At 61.9% G+C, this 18,358-nt stretch carries 3 protein-coding genes; all 3 read left to right on the top strand.

The features are described 5' to 3' along the window. The first annotated feature begins 283 nt into the window (after positions 1–283). From OS189_RS17610 to OS189_RS17620, 3 genes are read left to right on the top strand one after another with little or no spacing between them, the layout of a single operon-like run. Complete coding sequence (locus OS189_RS17610) at positions 284–9,319, top strand: Tc toxin subunit A-related protein (protein WP_267168657.1); 9,036 nt, start codon at positions 284–286, stop codon at positions 9,317–9,319. Further along, a complete protein-coding gene (locus tag OS189_RS17615; RefSeq protein WP_267168658.1) occupies positions 9,316–17,400 on the top strand; it encodes a SpvB/TcaC N-terminal domain-containing protein in 8,085 nt (2,694 codons plus the stop codon). The genes OS189_RS17610 and OS189_RS17615 overlap by 4 nt, the downstream gene beginning before the upstream one ends. Continuing rightward, positions 17,397–17,774: a hypothetical protein gene (locus OS189_RS17620; protein ID WP_267168659.1), complete on the top strand. Its 378-nt coding sequence runs from the start codon at positions 17,397–17,399 to the stop codon at positions 17,772–17,774. The genes OS189_RS17615 and OS189_RS17620 overlap by 4 nt, the downstream gene beginning before the upstream one ends. The last annotated feature ends 584 nt before the right edge of the window (positions 17,775–18,358 follow it).

Below are 18,358 nucleotides of genomic sequence, written 5' to 3' on the forward strand. Positions count from 1 at the left end.
AATTCGACAAAATCTCTGCGGAAAACTGACCAAGTTTCCACGGGGACTACATTGACGCCGTGCAGGTGATACGGGCTTTGCGGCGAACGGGCGGTGACGTATTTCGTGCGAGCCTCCCGCTGAAAATCAGCCACTGTTCCCGCCAAGACGGGTGGGCGAAAACCCGCGCTTCTCGCTATGGTTGAAAAAATTCCTTGGCGCGAATCACCCTTAATGTCAGCCTTGGGTCAGATTTTATTTTCAGAACTATCTTTTTTTACCCGTATTTTTTTGGGGAAATGCTATGAATTTAGAAGCACTTATCGGCTTGTCTGTAAACGCAGGCAAGTCTATCGGCGAACTGTCCGAAGAGGGCGGAGCAGCCCTTGAGGCTACCCAAATAGCAACGGCGCGCACCGTCACAGAGACAGCGCGATCCCTGCTAGGGGACGCGTCTCCGGCCCTTGCCAAAGAGGTCGAGCGGTTGGAAATCACCCCCGATCAACTGGCAGAGAATGACGGGATCGAGGCGCTGATCATCGGCGCTTTGCGGCGACAAAAGACCCCGGATGCGTTGATCCAGGAGGCGCGGGGTCTTTATGCCGGCATTTACCGGGCACGCACCAAGGAGGAGCTGCCCAAGGCGTTACGGGACCAGCCCAAAACGGTGCGCGATGTGGTGCAGGATGATGTGCCGATGCTGCGCAATGCTGAGTTGCACGGCCTGATCCGGCTGGGCAACGGGGCGCGTGTGGGCCGTGCGCTTGGTGTCAAGGACGCAGTGCTGCAGAAAATTGCGGATGCCGGAGAGGTTTTTGGCGAGATGTCGGATGCGGCGATTGCCGAGCTTGAAAAAACCGGGATGGACAAGGCGGATTTAGAGGCCGTTGCGCGCATGAATGACATCGGGCGTCTGATGGATGGCAACCCGCGCCTGACAGAAATTGCCAGCAAGTCCACCGGAAACCTGAGCACGACTGCGGATCTTCTGGCCTTGTCGGCCGAGGCCTGGACAAAGCTTGCACAGGAGGCCGGGGATGACGATGGAATCAAGCGCGCGCCGGACATCTATGGACAGCTGCTGCGCGAGCGGGTCGAAATTGCGCACCCAACCAAAGCGTTGGCGCAAAATTTGCGCCCGAATCGGAAAAAGACCGAGGATGCGGTGCAAAAGCTGCTGGGTTTTCAGCAGAAATTCAAGGAACAGCCGATCTATGGCGCCCCGGATCTGGGGCGACTGGGTGTCGAGGTAGACCCCGAAATCAGGCAGGCGCACAGCGACATGCGGCGGCTGATCAACCAGTTCCCCGGTATGGCGCTGGACAAGATAATGGACGAACCGGACAAACCGATCGAGGTGCGTCTGGAAGAAACACTGCGGCGGGTCGGCGAGGCGCGGGTATTTCTGGACCGAAATGACGAGATGCTTGGGCTGGACCTGTCCACCGGGTCAAAGGATGTGGACAAGCTGAAGTTTCCCGACACCAGCCCCGAAGAGAACGCCGGTCTGTTGCGCATGGCGCGGGGGTATCAGCGGGTTCATGCCATCGCCGAGACACCGGATCTGACGGGCCGTCTGATGCAGGCGGGCGCGCATTCTGCGGTGGCGATTGCCCATGCCGGGGCCGATGGATTGACCGCCTCCAGGTTGTTTAGCGAGGAGGAGGTGGATTGGGTTGTGGCGCGCGCTACAGAGATGGCGCCCAATGTGATTGGTGCCTTTGGATCGGTGCTGGACCAGCATCACGACTGGTTTGGTGGAACGCTGGTGGGCAATACCCCCAACACGGTACAAACGTTTCTAAAGGACGTGCCTGGCTATGCCGATTTCTTTGGCACGCAGGACTATTGCACCTGTGTGCATTGCCGGTCGATCCTGAGCCCGGCCGCCTATTTCGTCGATCTGATGCGGTTCATCGAAGAAAAGATTTCGGTGCCTGTTTTTTCTTTCTCGCGGCGCGATCATCCGCTGTTTCTAGGCAAGCGGCGGCCTGATCTGTGGACGCTGCCGCTGTCATGCGAAAACACTGAAGAGCTGATCCCGACGCTTGAAATTGTGTGCGAGGTGTTGGAAAGCTATCTGGCGGCGGAGACGAATTTTGCCGGGGACATGACGGACCGGGCGGCGGTGGCGCAGCATGCCTATGGTACGTTGTTGCCGAATGAGGTGGACAGCTTTTTCCAGCCTTTGGTACTGCCGCATGAAGAGATCAAAATCTTCCTGTCGCATTATGAAATGACCCTGCGCGATGTGGTAGCCCTGACTGGGGGCGATATGGCGCGGCGGGCGCGGATGGGGCTGGGCGTAAGCGCGCCGGAACTGGCGCAGATCATCACGCCGCAGGTCAACCTGAATCGGCTGCGTAATTTGTTCGGGGTCCATTTTGGCGGCACCGCTGCGGTGGTGAACGCGTTTGAGGCCAAAGACATTCTGCCACGCAGCGGGCTCAGCCGGGATGCGCTGGGGCAGGCTCTGGCGTCGCGGTTTGTGACTGATGACGGCGCGTTGAATATCCGCATTCGCGGTGAGAAACGCAGTGTGCAGAGCGTGCAGAACGATATCGAGCGGGTGCGCGGGATGAACCGGGCATCGCTGGACCGGTTGCGCCGTATGACGCTGCTGGCGCGGGCGCTGGGGTGGTCATTTCTTGAGCTGGACGTGGCGCTGGAGCAGGGCCGCGACATGGGCGCACCTGCGGATTTTCCGCCTGTTGTTCTGACGTCTCTGGTCGGGATTGATGCAATTGCCAAGGCGCACCGGATTGATCTGGATGAGGCGCTGGCGCTGGTATCGCCCATGCCGATGCGGGCCACGCGCGAGGACGCGCTGCCGTTGATGGATCGGCTGTTCAACACGGTGCCTTATCAGGATGCGCCGCGCTGGCCGGATGCGGCGCAGATTGTTTTGCTGCCCGCCTTTGCGCCCGAAAATGCGCCGGTTGATGCCAATCTGGCGCGCTTGCAGGCCGGATTGCGGCTGGATGACGAAGGGCTGACGCAGCTGGTCAGCGGGCTGGCGCCACTTTTGGGGGCCGATCCTGTGGCGCTGACCGGGGGAGGGCAGCCCGATCTGGCGGCGCGCTCTTTTGCGCTGAGCCATGCGAACCTGTCGCGGCTCTATCGCTATGCGTTGTTGTCGCGGCTGCTGGGGCAGGGAACCGGGCAGCTTGTTGATCTGGTGGCGCTGACGCCGCAGATTGCCGGGGCCGAACTGGCGGGGCTAGCGGATGTGCAGGCTGTGCTGACCTATGCCCAAGCGCTGGCGGCATCCGGACGCGAGGTGGCGGATATCACCTTTATCACCGGCGGCACTGACACGGACACAGACGGCATGGCGGCGGATATCGTGGCGTCGGTGACGGCGGACGAGGCGCTGCTGTTTCCGACCGGTATTTTCACCGTGATCGAGGGGGTAACAGACACCGCATCCAGCGCGATCATCGCAGCGAATGCGCCGCTGTTCGAGGACATGGGCGAGGTGTTGCGGCTGGCAGAAGGCTATGACCCGGCGGTGCCACTGGTTTTGCCTGCGGATGATCTGGCGGCTGGCGTGCAGTTGCCGGTGACGCTCCGTGCTGATCCGGGGTTGTTGCAGGCCGCGCTTGATCCTTATCACGCTCCGCAGGTTCTGGTGGCGGAACTGCCCGGGGTGCTGGGTGTGCCGGGCGAGGTCATCACCGCCGGGCTGGCCCTGTTGGGTGCTGATCCAGGGGCGGCGCCCTTGGTGAGGGCGCTGCGCGGGGATGACAATGCGGATGCGATTGCGGCTTTGTTAAAGGTGTTGGCGCCTGTGGCGCAGCTGTTGTCACCCGCTGGCCTTACACCTGTGCGGCTGGATTTCGTGGCTGCGAACGCGGCGTTGTTTAACATCAACAATCCGCTGGCGTTGTCGAACCGGGCGGTTCTGGCGGTGGATCGATATGCCGCGCTGGTTAAGAATTTGCGCGTGGCGGATGAGGACCCTGCGCTGGACGCCGGGTTGCTTGGCTACGTCGCGGGCACCGGATTTGCGGCGGCGGATGTGTTGGAACTGGCGCGATTGAAAGATTGCGAACCCTCGCTGATCACCGGGCTGCAAACCGCGCTGGATCTGCCCAATGATCCGTTGGCCGCCTTGTCGCGCCTGATTGATGCCGTCACGGTGGCCCGGCGGCTGTCGGTCAATGGAGCGGCGCTGATGCAGGCGGGATCGGATGATTACGCTACGTTGCAGATTGCGTCTGAGGCGGTGCAGGCGGGCTTGCGCGCGAAATACGACACAGAGGCAGAATGGGAGGACAAGGTTGAACCCTACCGCGATATGATTCTGTCGCGGCGGCGCGATGGGCTGGTCAGTTTCCTGCTTTATTCCTCGGCACCGGAATTCAAAACAGTGGGCGATCTTTATGAATACTTCCTGATTGATCTTGAGATGGAGGGCTGCGGGCGCACATCGCGCGTGGTGTCGGCCACCGCGGCGCTGCAACTCTATGTGCAGCGGATCACGCTGAACCTTGAAGAGACGCCGGGAGGGCACGCCGATCCGGTGCATGTCTCGCCCAGACTGGTGGATGCGGATGACTGGTCCTGGCGCAAAAATTACCGCGTCTGGGAAGCCAATCGGCGGGTGTTTCTGTATCCGGAGAACTATCTGCTGCCGGAACTGCGCATGAACAAGACGCCGCTGTATGAGGCGTTCGAAGAGGCGATGTCGGCCAATGATATCAATGCCGATACGGTGCGCGATGCCTATGTCAGTTACCTTTCCGGGCTTGAGGTCTTGTCGCGGATGAAGGTGTCCGGCAGCTTTCTTGAGAAAGACAGGGCCAACAAGGCGGATGTGCTGCATCTGTTCGGGGTTACCTCCGAGGACCCGCCGCGCCATTTCTACCGTCGGATCGAGAATTTCGTAGCGGGTATCACCGAGGTGTCCAAGGCGACCAACTGGGACAGCTGGCGTGAGGTCAAAGCTGACATCGGTGTGCGCAAGGTCAGCCCGATTGTGCATCAGGGGCGGCTGTATCTGTTCTGGACCGAGGTATCGACCAATCCGCGCCAGAAGATCACCAATGGCAATGCGCTGTTCACCGGCTATGCGCATAAGTTTACGCTGAAATTCGTGACGCGGCGGCTGGATGGCAGTTGGAGCACGCCGCAGGGTGTCAAGCTGGACAATGCGCCGTTCCACTTTGGTGACGGCGTTGTGGTGGATGAAATCAACGAGGTGCGACTTGGCCAGTATGACGGCGAAGGGCATCCTCATTACGATGGTGCAACGTTCCACAAAGAGCCGATGAATGGCTATAGCCTGAGCGGCTTTGCCTGGGATCGGGTCTATCCCGAACATTGGGATTCCAAGGGCGAGGATCTGGTCGTTCGCGGCTATGACTTCCGGGTCAATGCCACGCTGGATCTGTATGAATTGCGGCTGGGTCAGACGTTGACTTCGGGGGTTGAGGACGTGCGCGTGCCATGGGTTGATCCGGCCACCGCACTGATCGGGTTGCTGTTCGGGGCGCCTTGGTTCTTTCCCTCTTCCAACATGTTGTGGTCTGCGGACCGCGACGAAGGGCGCAAGCTGTATCGCGGCAGATCGATTCCGCCATTTTTCACGCCATATGCCACGGGCAGCCTCGCGATTGAGCGCGAAAATTACTACAAAATCAGCAGTAACCGGGCGGGCATGAATTATATGCTGAACGGCCCTGGCATGACCGAAGACATCATCGACAGCTGGTCCAACACCCTGCGCAACGAGGTCGCCAAAGCGTTTGATGGGCCGGAATTAATCACATTTGACCGCGATCAACCCGAGTTGTCGGTGATGAACGGCGCGCCCAATCACGGCATTATTGACGTGAAAGGCGCGTTGTTTGCACTGCTGGACAAAGTGGATAACCCGCGTAAATACCGGCTTGAGCGGTTGAACAGTTCGGTGATTTCCGACATCGCGCGCACCCTGCATACCAGTGGCGTGGATGCGATGCTGGACATCAAGGCACAGGAGGCGCTAGCTGAACACCCGTTGCCGTTCGATATCGTGAATGCACGCATCAATGGCGCGCCTGCGCATGTGGGAGACATGGATTACGAGGGGCCGATGGGCGTCTATCTGCAGGAGATTTTCCTGCATCTGCCGATCACCATCGCCACACAACTGAACGGGCAAGGCGATTATGACGCGGCGCAACGCTGGTATCACGCGGTCTTTGATCCGACGGCCAGTGACGAGATCACAAACCTGCCGGCGGGTCTTTCCGCGGCCGAACAAAAGCGGCGCAAGTTGGACCGGACCTGGCGCTATCGGAGGTTCCGCAATCTGGCGGTCGAAAGCCTGCGCGATATGCTGGAAAACGATGCGGCGATTGAGGTGTATAAGAACGATCCGTTCAACCCCCACGCCATCGCCCGGCTGCGCATCAGCGCCTATCAGAAATACGTGGTGCTGGCCTATGTCGATAACCTGATGGACTGGGCCGACAGCCTGTTTGCCACGGACCTGCGCGAACAGATTGCCGAAGCTGAACAGCTTTATGTCATGGCTCTGGATATTCTGGGGCAGCGTCCGGTCAAGCTGGGGGACTGCGGTGAGTTGATCGGTGCGCAGCTGAGTTTCGAGCAAATCGAGGACCGGGTGGTTGATGATGACGAATTGCTGTTGGAGATCGAGACCGCGATCATCGGGCGGCGGCGCTGGCGCGGTGGTGGCGGCACGCTGACGGGGTCGCGTCCGGATGTGCGCGACAGCACCTGGTCAGCGGTGGATGCGCTGCGCAAGAAGGGCGTCGATCTGGATTTGATGACGCCCGCCCCCGACGGATTCACGCTGGATTCATCGCGCGATGTGGCGACTCTGTTGCAGGGCAAGGCCAAGCTGGCTGCCGACGTCAAGCGCGGCTTGCGTGATGCGGATGCGGTGCTGGCGCGGGCGGTGTCGCGCGATATGGCAGAATCGACTGTCAGCCCATTTGGAAAGCCCAACGACAGAACAGCGCGCACTGCGCGGACGCGCAGCGAGGCGACAGGCATCACCAATGTTGCGGCGCTGATGCCGCAAGGTGAATTCGCAGACGGGGCACGGGTAAATGCGGTGTCTTCCAAAAACCGGATCCTTGGCAAATACGCAATCCGCGAGAAGCGCGGGATCGTGGGTGCAGGCGGCGGTATGAGCTTTGTGCCGGGTTTCGGCATTTCGATCACGCGGCAGATCAATCCGGTGTTTTGTATCCCCGAGAATGAAAAACTCGGCAAGTTTTGGGATCGGGTCGAGGACCGCCTGTTCAAGATTCACAATTGCATGAACATCGACGGGGTCAAGCGGCCACTGGCGCTGTTTGCGCCGCGCATTGATCCGGCGATGCTGGTGCGGGCGCGCGCTGCGGGCCTGTCGCTGGACGACATATTGGGCTCTAACGCCGCTGAATCTCCGCCTTTCCGGTTCCGTTTCCTGCTGGAGCGCGCACGGGCGGCGGTGGGGCTGACGCAATCGTTGGGTGGCGCATTGCAAGCGGCCCTGTCCGGGCACAGCGCCGAGGAATTCGGCCAGCTGCGGAATCTGCATCAAGCCAATCTGCTGGAGCTGAACAAGGGGCTGCGCGAGATCGAGATCAAGAGCGCGGAGACCGGAATCGAGGAACTGGTGGCGCGGCGCGTGGTGTTGGATGAAAAGCGGTCGCATTACGCAAGTCTGCTGTCGACGGGCGATCTGCCTGCCGAGGCGATGCAAAAGGCTGCCAAGATGGCGGCAAAGGACATGACCCTGCTGTCAAGCCTGCTGAAAGCCGGAGCGGCGATTGCCCATGCGGTGCCGAATTTCGGCGCGCCTACAACGATGGAATATGGCGGCTCCAACGTGGGCCCGGCGCTGGAAGCGGCGGCGGCTGTCGTCAGTTTCGTGGCCGAGGGACATGACAAGGATTCGGTGTCCGCAGGAATGATCGCGGGCACGCAACGACGCAATCAGGGCTGGGCGCATCAACTGGCTATGGCCGAACGCGAGCTTGAGGCCATCGTGCCGCGCGAAGAGGCGGCGGGGTTGCGGCTGGAACAGGCGCGTAAGGGGCTGGACATCCACAAGGTGATGATCGAGCAGAACGACGAGGTGATCGAGTTCTACGGCGACAAGTTCAACAATCTTGAGCTGTATTCCTATCTCTCGGGCAGCTTGCAGAAACTCTATCGTCGGGCGTTCAACATTGCGCAGGGCTATGCGCGGCTGGCGGAGAACGCTTATCGCTTTGAGACCGGCGAGGATGTGTTCACCATAACCGGTCCTTATTGGGAAAGTGCCAAGGCCGGGTTACTGGCGGGTGAAAAGCTGATGCTCGATCTGGCCGCGCTTGAGCAGCGCTATATCGAGGGCAAGCGCCGGTCGATGGAAATTAACCAGACGTTTTCGCTGTCACAGCTTGATCCGGCTGCCCTGATGCAGCTGAAGGCGACGGGGGGCGCGAATTTCAGCCTGCCGGAATGGGCGTTCGATCTATTCTATCCCGGTCAGTACAAGCGGCGGATCAAGGCCGTGCGGCTGACGTTGCCGTCGATTGCGGGGCCATACACAAATATATCGGCCACGCTGGCGCTGACGGAAAGTTTCATTCGCAATGACGCGAGCGGGGCAGGGGCGCTGAACACTGCGCCTCGCAGCCGTGATGCGATGGTGGCGACATCTACCGCGCAATCGGATGCGGGCGTGTTCGAGCTCAGCTTTCGCGATGAACGGTATCTGCCGTTTGAAGGCGCGGGCGCGATCAGTTCCTGGCGGCTGGATTTACCCAGTAATTTTAGGCCTTTCAGCTATGACAGCATCTCGGATGTGTTGCTGAATATCAGCTATGAGGCGGAATATGACGCCGGGTTGCGCACGTTGGTAGAGGACGAAAACTCGGCTGCAGGCAATGCGTTGGCGCAGGTTCTGGGGGCGCAGACCCAGCGCCGCGTGATCAGCCTGCGGCAAGAAGCGTCCACGACTTTCCAGCGGCTGGCAAGCAGTGCGCCGGGAACGGCGGTGGCTCTGAACCTGTCGGACATGCATTTCCCGCTGTTCCTGCGCGGGCGGCAGTTGAATGTCGCGCGGGTGTTGCTGGCACTGCAGCCCGAGGGCGCGGTCACGCCGCTCAGTACCGAGATGTCGCTGAATGGCAAACCCGGCACCGGGTTCGCGGCGGACCCCGATTTCGGCGGGCAGTTCGTGGCCACGGTGGCGACGCCCTTCAATAACGGTCTGTTCGGCGCGCATGACCTCGTGATCACCACGCCGGGCGAGATTGCTCCGCAGGCGGGCGCGGGCGCGGTGGATTTCGATAGGCTGAAAGATATTCAGCTTATCATCGAGTATACAGTCGGGGGGCCGATCGTGTGAATGACCGCACCACATTTGAGCCTGCAGGCTTTGATCTGGAGCGGTTGCACCTGGGCGCCTCGCTGAGCGTCGGAACCGCAGACGGATCCGTACAAGCGAGCATCCCGCTGCGCCTGACCCCGGGGCGTCACGGCTTTGGCCCCGCATTGGCGCTGGGGTATGGCGGCGGGCGCGGCAATTCGCTGTTTGGTGTAGGTTGGCATTTGTCGGGCGCGGAAAGCGTGGCGCTTGAGACCGGCTGGCGGTTGCCCGAATATCGCGCGGGCGCGGACCGCTATTCCTTTGGCGGGCAGGACATCGTGCCAATGCTGGATGCAGCGGGCGCGCCAGTGGTGCAGATGCGCGCGGGCTATGTGATTGAACGCTTCCGCGCGAGGGTGGATCGCGCGCCGGAGCGGTTTGAATGCTGGACCTCGCAGGCGGACGGGCAGGTGCACTGGCGGCGCTACGGGTCCGATGGTGTCGTGTCGATCTATGGTCGGCGTGTGGACGGTTTGACGCGGTTGGCAGACCCAGAAGACACGGCCCGCGTGTCGCATTGGCTGATCGAAAGCAGACATCACCCTAAGGGTGACGCGATGCTGTTTACCTACCTTCCGGAGGACCGGGCGGGACGGGATGCGGGTGCGCCGTTTGAACAGGGGCGCAAGGCCGAGGCCGCCCGTCACCTGACGCGCATCAGCTATGGCGCGCCGGCCCCGCTTGGCCCTGAGGATGCGGTGCCAGCGGGCTTTGGCTGGCACTTCGAGGTAGTGTTTGATTATGGTGGGCACGCGGATCAGGGCGGGCTGCCGCAGTTTGCCGCCAGTCGGCCTTGGGCGCATCGCCCCGATCCGTTTTCCACCTTTCGCATGGGGTTTGAGCTGCGCACGCGGCGGTTGTGCCGGCGGGTGATGATGTTTCACCGTCTGGCGGAACTTGGCGGGGAACCGGTCTGTGTTGGTGCGACCGAACTGACTCATTTGGACAGTGCGGATGGCCAGGTGCTGAGCGAAGCGCGCTATGTGGGATACCGGCCGGCCACGCTAAACCAGCCGGCGGTCAGCCGCGCCACACCGGCGGCGCAGTTCACCTATGCGCAGGTTGATTTCGCCGCTGCCTTTGAGGCCGCCCCGTCCCCGGCGCAAGGCGGGCTGACCGGCGGCATGGATCGGCGCGGACATCTGTTCGTTGATCTGCTGGGCGAAGGTTTGCCGGGGGTTTTGTATCGTGCGGGGGGGCATTGGCAGTGGCGAGAGAACCTCGGCGGCGGGCGGTTTGCGCCGGAACGCGCGCTGGAACATACGCCCAACCTTTTTGAAACCGCTGCTGCGATTGCGGATCAGGATGGCGACGGGCGAACCGAGGTGGCCACACTTGTGGGCCGGGACGCCGGACAGTGGGCGCGCTCGGACGATGGTGCAGGGTGGCAGGCGTTTCAGCCGCTGCTGCATCAGCCACGGGTTGATTTCGGTGGCGCGGTGGTTGCTTTTGCCGATCTGAACGGCGACGGGTACTCCGATCTGCTGGTCGAGCGGGGGGATTATTTCGATTGGTACCCCGCCGAAGAGGATCGCGGTTTTGCGCCCGCGCGCCGGCTGATGAAGCCGGGCGGTGCGGTGGTCGGGCTGAATGGCACCCATGCCAGTTTTATGTGGGCGGATATGACGGGCGACGGGCTGGCCGATCTGGTGCAGCTGCTGCCCGGCAACGTCACGTATTGGCCGCATCTGGGGCAGGGGCGTTTTGCCCCGCCGGTGGTGATGGAGGACGCGCCGGGCTTGCCGGTGCCGATTGATCGTAACCGTGTGCAGCTGGTGGATCTGACGCAGAACGGGCGTGCCGACCTGATCGAGATTGGTGAGGGCGAGCTGCGCATTTGGCACAACCTTTCGGGCAACGGGTTCGCGCCGCCGGTGCAGCTGCGTGGGTTGCCGGTGATTGATGATGCCGCCCAGATCGAGGTGGTGGATATTCTGGGGCAGGGGCGGCCGTGCCTTGTGTGGACGGATACTGCCGCGACGCGCATGGAAATGGGATTGCGGTATCTGCCACTTGCCGGGGTGGATCAGCCCGGATTGCTGCAATCGATTGAGACCGGCGCGGGGTTGCGCCATGAGGTCGTGTGGGGATGGTCGGGGCAGGATTATCTGGCTGCCAAAATTTCGGACCGGCCTTGGGCCACGCGCCTGCCCCGGCACCGTGCGGTCGTGCGAACCCTGCGCGGGCAGGATGCTGTCACCGGCCACGTCCACAGCAGCCATTTCAGGTTCCGCGACGGCGCCTATGACGTGGAGGATCGGCAGTTCGCTGGCTTCGGCATGGTCGAGACACTGGATCAGGATGTAACGGGCGTAGTGTCCGAGGCGGCGCCGCCCCGGCTGTCGCGCAGCTGGATACATCTGGGGGCGGCGCAGCCTGCGGACCTGCCGGGAATCTGGACCGGGGATGTAACGCTGCCCGCACTGGTCATAGAAGACGACGCCGCCCTCAGCGACGCGGAGCTGGCCGATGCGCAGCGCGCGTTGACGGGCATGACGCTGCGGGTGGAACATTATGCTTGCGATGGGGCTGGTGTACCGCAGGACGACCCCCTTCTGGTTAGCGAGAGCGGATTCCGCGTGACGATGATCCAACCGCAGATATCGGACATATTCCGCGCCAGTTTCGCGCCGCTGGATTCCGAAAAACGGGTCTGGACCTATGAGGATTCGCCGAGTGATCCGCGTGTGGATCATGCGCTGAAGCTGACGCGCGGCGGCGAAGATGAGGAACTGTCGGTCGAGATTTCATACCCGCGGCGGTCCGGTCCGGACCGCGATCCGGCGCAGGCCAGTGGGCATGCCACGGTGCGCAGGCGCAGATATAACCGGATCGACGGTGATGCTGCATTTGCCACCGGCATCCTGCGCAGCGTCGAGGATTTCGTGGTGGATGGGCTGGCGCTAAGCCCTATGCCGCTGGGGTATGACATCGTGGTGGCGCAGTTGGCGAGCGCGCTGCAATCGGTGCTGCCCTATGGATCGATGCCGGGGGCAGGGTTGTCGGTACGGCGGGTGCAATGGCAGAAAGTGGAATACTGGAACCAGGGGCGCACTGGCCCCGCGCTGACGCCGCTTACCGCCTTGCCGGTGCTGCAGCGATCGATTGCCTCGGCGCGTCATTCGGTGGCGGGGTATGCGGCGGATTATGCCGCTGTGGGCGATCCGGTCGCTCTGGCTGCGGCGGCGGGGCTGAGCGTTTCGGAGGCGCATTACTGGACCACGGGTGCTGTGATCGAATACGGCTCGGCGGATGAGTTCCATCTGATGCAGCGCACCATCAGCCCGGAAGGCGCGGTAACGGTCCGGCAGTGGCGGTCAGATGGGCTGGGCCTGCTGCGGGCTACGGCACCGAATGGCAATGCAACAACCGGGGTGCTGGACCCGATTGCGATGGGCTACCGCGAGGTGACGGATGCCAATGGCAACACGGATCAGGTGGCCTATGACGCGCTGGGGCAACCGGTTTTGCGCACCCGGTTCGGAACGCAGATCGGCACGGACGGGGCGCTGCATCCAGCGGGGTGTGACGCGCTTGCGTTTGATCCTGATCCGACGCCGGGAATGACGGTGGACAATGCGCTGGCGGACCCGGAGGCAGCGGTGAGGCTGGTCTCGGCTGTGATGGCCTATGATATCAGCGCGGTGCCCTGGCGCACGGTGTCGGTGATCCGCGAGACGCCGGTTGAGGACGGCGAAGGCCGGCGCGATCCGGCAACGCGGGCGCTGGTGGTGCTGGATTACATCAATGGGTTGGGCCAGACCTACCAGCGCAAACAGCGCGCCGAGGCAGGCCCGGCAGTCGCGCGCGACGGGCAGGGCGCATTGGTGCTGGGGGCTGATACGCGCCCCGCGCTTGCCCCGGCGGATCCGCGCTGGCGCACATCGGGGTTCACGGAAACAGCGGCCAACGGGCTGGTGCTGGCCGAGTTCGAGCCGTTCTTTACCGGCACGTCTGCGCTTGAAGATGACGCGGGGCTGAAAACCTATGGGGTGGCGGTCAGGCTTCAGTATGACGCTTTGGGGCGGGTGGTGGCGGAGCATCATCCCGATGGCACCGTGGCGCGCACGCGCTTTGGCGCATGGGAAATCGTCAGCCATGACCGCAACGATGCGATCACCGGAACGGCCTACGCGGTGCAGCGTGGGATGCTGGCGGGCAATGATCCGGCGCGCCGGGGGCTGGATCAGGCGCTGAGCCATGCGGACACACCCACCATCAGCCTGCTGGATGCCACGGGCGAACCGGTAGCAGTGCGCGAACAGGGCGCAGGGGCACAGGTGCTTGAGACGCGCAGCATCGCCGCACAGGGGCAGGGGCGCAGCACGACCATTGATCCCCGCGGTTTGATGCTGGAAGAACGGTTTGATATGGGTGGGCGCGTTACCGTGTCGGTCACGCCGGATGCGGGACGACAGATCAGCCTGACGCGCTATGACGGCGCGCCGCTGCGCAGCTGGGATGCCCGTGGTGTGGAATTGCGGCTGGAATACGATGGCTTTGCGCGCCACATCGCCTCCCATGTGGTGATGCCCGATGGTACGATGCGGCAGGTGTTGCGGGTTGAATTTGCCGACCCCGGCATCACACCCGGAGCAGCGGATCACAACCTGCTCGCGACGCCGGTTGTGACCCATGACAGCGCGGGCCGTCACGAGGTGACCCGACGAAGCATCGACGGCAGCTGTCTTGAGGAATCGCGGCAGTTTCTCGCGGGGCACCGGGTGCTGCCGGACTGGCAGAATATCGCCGCGAATGTGTTAGAACCCGCCGCCCATGTGACGCGGGCGCAGTTTGATGGGTTGGGTCGGGCGACGCTGATACAGGTCGCGGATGGAACAAGGCTGAGCTATGTCTATGACCGGCTGGGCGGGACCGCGCGCGTGGGTTTAACCACCGCAGATGGGGCAATGGCGGACCAGACCGTGCTATCGGGCACGCAATTCGGGACCGAGGGCGAATTGCAGCGCCTTGTTATGGGCAACGGTGTCACCCTCACCCGCGATTTCGAGGCCGAGACCGGCCGCCTGAGCCGGATGCAGGCAGTGACCGCCGGGGGGCGGGTGTTGCAGGACATCGGCTATGTCTTTGATCCCGAGGGTAATTTGGTCTTTGCCGAGGATACAACACAGGCGGGGGCCGGGGCCGCGCTCGCGGGACTAACTGTGGGGGCAGCCCAAAGCTATACCCATGATCCGCACTACCGGCTAATCCGGGCTACGGGACGGGTGCATGGTGCGCTGCAGTTGAACCACTACCGCGCGGCGGGGGGCATCAAGCAGACCGAACATATCAGCCTGAACAACGGGGCCGCGATTGAGCGCTATACCCGCAGCTACTCCTACGACGCGGGAGGCAACCTGACGCAGATCCAGCATCAGGGCGACACGCTGAACTGGACCCGTGATATATGGGTCTCGGCGGGGTCGAACCGGTCGCTGCCTGCGCTGGGGCCGGATGGTGTGCCGGTGGTGAACCCGGACGCGGCGTTTGATGCGGCGGGCCATCTGTTGCTGCCGGGGCATCTGGCGCGCATGGAATGGGGCTGGGAAGGGCGCATGATACGCGCTGTGATCATCGACCGGGGCGATGTGGCCACGGATGACGCCGAGGTGAACATATATGGCGCGGATGGCATCCGTCTGCGCCGCGTGGTGCAGCGCCAGACGGCAGCGGGTATGGAGTTGTCCGAGACACGTTTCCTGCCGGGATGCGAACTGCACGAAATTCGCCGCGAGGGCGGGCCGGTCACGCTGGCACGCAGCACGGTCGAGGTGGCAGCAGAGGGGCTGGCACTTGCGCGGCTGCATCAGTGGACCGTGGACAGCACCGCGCGAGAGACCGACAATGTCGCCGCCAAACGCCTGCGCTACCAGTTGGTTGATCACATCGGGTCCGGCACGCTTGAGTTGGATGAGGCGGGTGGCATCGTCACGGTCGAGGAATATTTCCCCTTTGGTGACACGTCGTTTATCGGCGGGGATGATTTGCGCGATGTGGCGATCAAGGAGGCGCGCTTTGCCGGGGGGCTGCGTGATGACACCACCGGGCTGTATTGCTTTGAATACCGGCATTACGCACCGTATATCGGCAACTGGGTCAGTCCGGACCCTGCTGGCAGTATAGATGGTGTGAATCTCTATCGCTATGCGCGCAACAACCCGGTGCGGTTTGTTGATCCGACTGGGCTGGACAGTCAGGACACGGTAATCAAACAACCCGATGATATTCCGGCGCATGTAAAAAAAGCGATCTATTTGCCGGACAACAAATCTTTCCAGACGTTTGACAGCTATGCCAAGGGCGTCACAATCGTCGATCCACAGACCGGAGTGCGCTACAGCCTTACTGTAAAAACGACAGCGATCAGGGACGAGAGCGGCAAATTCGTGCGCTGGTGGGCGACTTTCAGCGACCCGGTGCCTGTCGCCCCGCCGGCCGAGGATCCCAAGACCGATGCCGACAAGACCGCCGGCAAGAAAGCCAAGCCGCAGAACGATCCACCGCCCCCGGAAGAAGACACGCCAAAGGTTGAAGGCGATGGCCCCGGTCTGGGCGACAAGGGCGAGGGGAAAGGCGGCGGCGGTAATGCCGACAAGATTGACCCCGCTGACGCCAGCAAGGACGACGCCTCGGGCACCAAACCGGGCAGGGGCGCGGGGGAGGATGACGATGCCAACCCCAAGGACAAGGGGAAAGGCAAGGGCAAAGGACCGGATGATACGGCCAAACCCGGCAAGGGCATGCCGGGTAAGGATGGCGGAAAAAAGGGCGGCGAGGACGACGAGACCCGCAAAGGCGTCAAGGAGGGCAAGGACGAAAACGTCAAAGACCCAAAAGATCCCGAAAAGGAAACCCGCGAAAAGCCCCCCAAACCGCCCCCTGGCCTGCCAACGGGCGAGGATGGTATTCCCTGGTCCGAGGGCATGGATGTCACTCCGCTGGAGGATATTCCCGAAGGGGCAGAATTCACCAACGATCCGTCCAAGGTCAACAGCCACGGCAAACCCGGCGGCACCCAGGACGGCCAGAACGGGGGCAATGGCGATGCCAACAGCCCCCGGCCAGAGGGCACCGGCGGTCAGGGCGGCAGCGGGGCGGCCGGCGGGGCTGGAAACCAGCAGGGCGGTGGATCAGGTGGTAGCAAGGGCTCCGGGCCCGGTGATCCGCGCAATAAGGAAGGTAAACGCGGCCTGAAGGGCGGACGCGGCGATATGGAGCTGCCCTCCTGGCTGGGCTGGGTCGATACCGCGATTGATGGTGTGCAACTGGCGTTGGACGTGATCGGCCTGATCCCCGGCCTCGGTGAGATCGCCGACGGCATCAACGGGCTGATCAGCCTGGCGCGCGGCGACTATGTCGATGCGGGCCTGTCCTTTGCCGCGATGATCCCCTTTGCGGGCTGGTTCGCCACGGCGGGCAAATTCGGCAAGAAAGCCGTGAACGCCGCCGATCTGGCGGGCGATGTCGGGCGCAATGTTACGAAATACGGCGATGAGGCGCTGACACCGCTGGCCAAGGGCGGGGCGGGTGCGCTGGATGACGCGGCCAAGAAATCGGTGCGTACATCGGGCAAGCCGGTTGCGGGCAAGGTCAAGAAAACGCACAAGGACCACCCGTTGCTGGATGATGCGACGCCGCGCGGCGGCAAGCGGGCCTTGTCGGATCAGGGCGCACTGCCGAACTGCGGCCAGCACAGCTGTGAAATGATCACGGATACCGTGGGCAAACGCATTGACGCCGCTGATTTGATCAAGGAACACGCAGGTCCCTCATGGGGGCATGAATTGCGCAAGGCGCTTGCCGCCAAGGGGGTCAAGGCGACTTCGCTGGGCGGGCGCAACATGGATAGCATTGCCCGCCTGACAAAGAGCGGCAATCCGGTGATTGCGCATGTGACGGGCAAGAACGGGTTCTCGCATTGGGTTGTGGTGGACGGAATCACGACAAAAATGGGCAAGAAGGTGGTTGCGGTTCGCGATCCGCACGGGCAGGCTTACTTTGCGGCCTATGACACGTTCAAAAAGGCGTTTGCGGGGAATTTGGTTTGGCTGAAATGACACAAGTGGTACAACTGAAAGCAACGTTCCCGGACAATCTGCGGGGCCGCGAAACGGCGGCCACGGTTGATTTCCCTTGCCGCTTCTACCGCAAGGCAGGCAAGACATGGCTGATCCTCGCGCCGCCCATGATTGAGGTTGAGGGTGTGGTGACCGGCATCGACGCGCATGAGCTGGAAATCCGCGCGCCCAGTCTGGTGGGCACGGATATCAGCCATGACCTGATGGCATTGGTCACGCTGGGCGCGGGGGTGCAGGATGTCTATCCGATCCTGTCGCTCAGCCTGTTCTATCCCGGTCTGGGCTGGCTGTCGGTGCTGGAGAACGGGGCGTATGTCGATTTCGACATGGAAGCGCGGTTCAACCCGGATTAGGGTCGCATCCCGCTCACGGGCAAATTATCGACACAAACCGATATACGCGGCTCGGAAGCGCTATGATTGCTAACGACGAATTTCTGATCGCGATGGATACCCATTTAATTTTAGCAGCAGAAAGCTGCCCCGTTCTTGGATTATTCACATTCGCGAAGAAGGATCTATAATTTATAGGAGATCCTGACCGGACGCTGCTGCCCTCAAATACAGTGTAAGCGCTGAAGCCATTGCATCGGTCGCCAAACGTTTGCGGGCGTTGGACGTGCCGATGGTGTTATCATTAGCAGACTATGCCTCTCAGCGAGGTATGCGATGCCCTCGCGGGCGCCAAGAGGGTCGGTAAACCGATAAACGAACGACACCTTTTTGATGCGCTGAACTTGGCTGTCCGTAGCTGATACTGACAGCACTACGGGCATCTGACGCTTTAGGTGCGGTAGAAGGGACCATTCGAAGGGTGCATATTTCGTACAAATGGATGATCAATAAAACTCAATAAGGCATTGATAAAAATGTGCAAAAATAGGTGACAGGATCGAATTTCCGGACTGAGCCTCCGCCATAATTAGCTTTGTAGTAAG

Source organism: Sulfitobacter sp. F26169L (genome assembly GCF_026410285.1).
GTDB lineage: Bacteria > Pseudomonadota > Alphaproteobacteria > Rhodobacterales > Rhodobacteraceae > Sulfitobacter.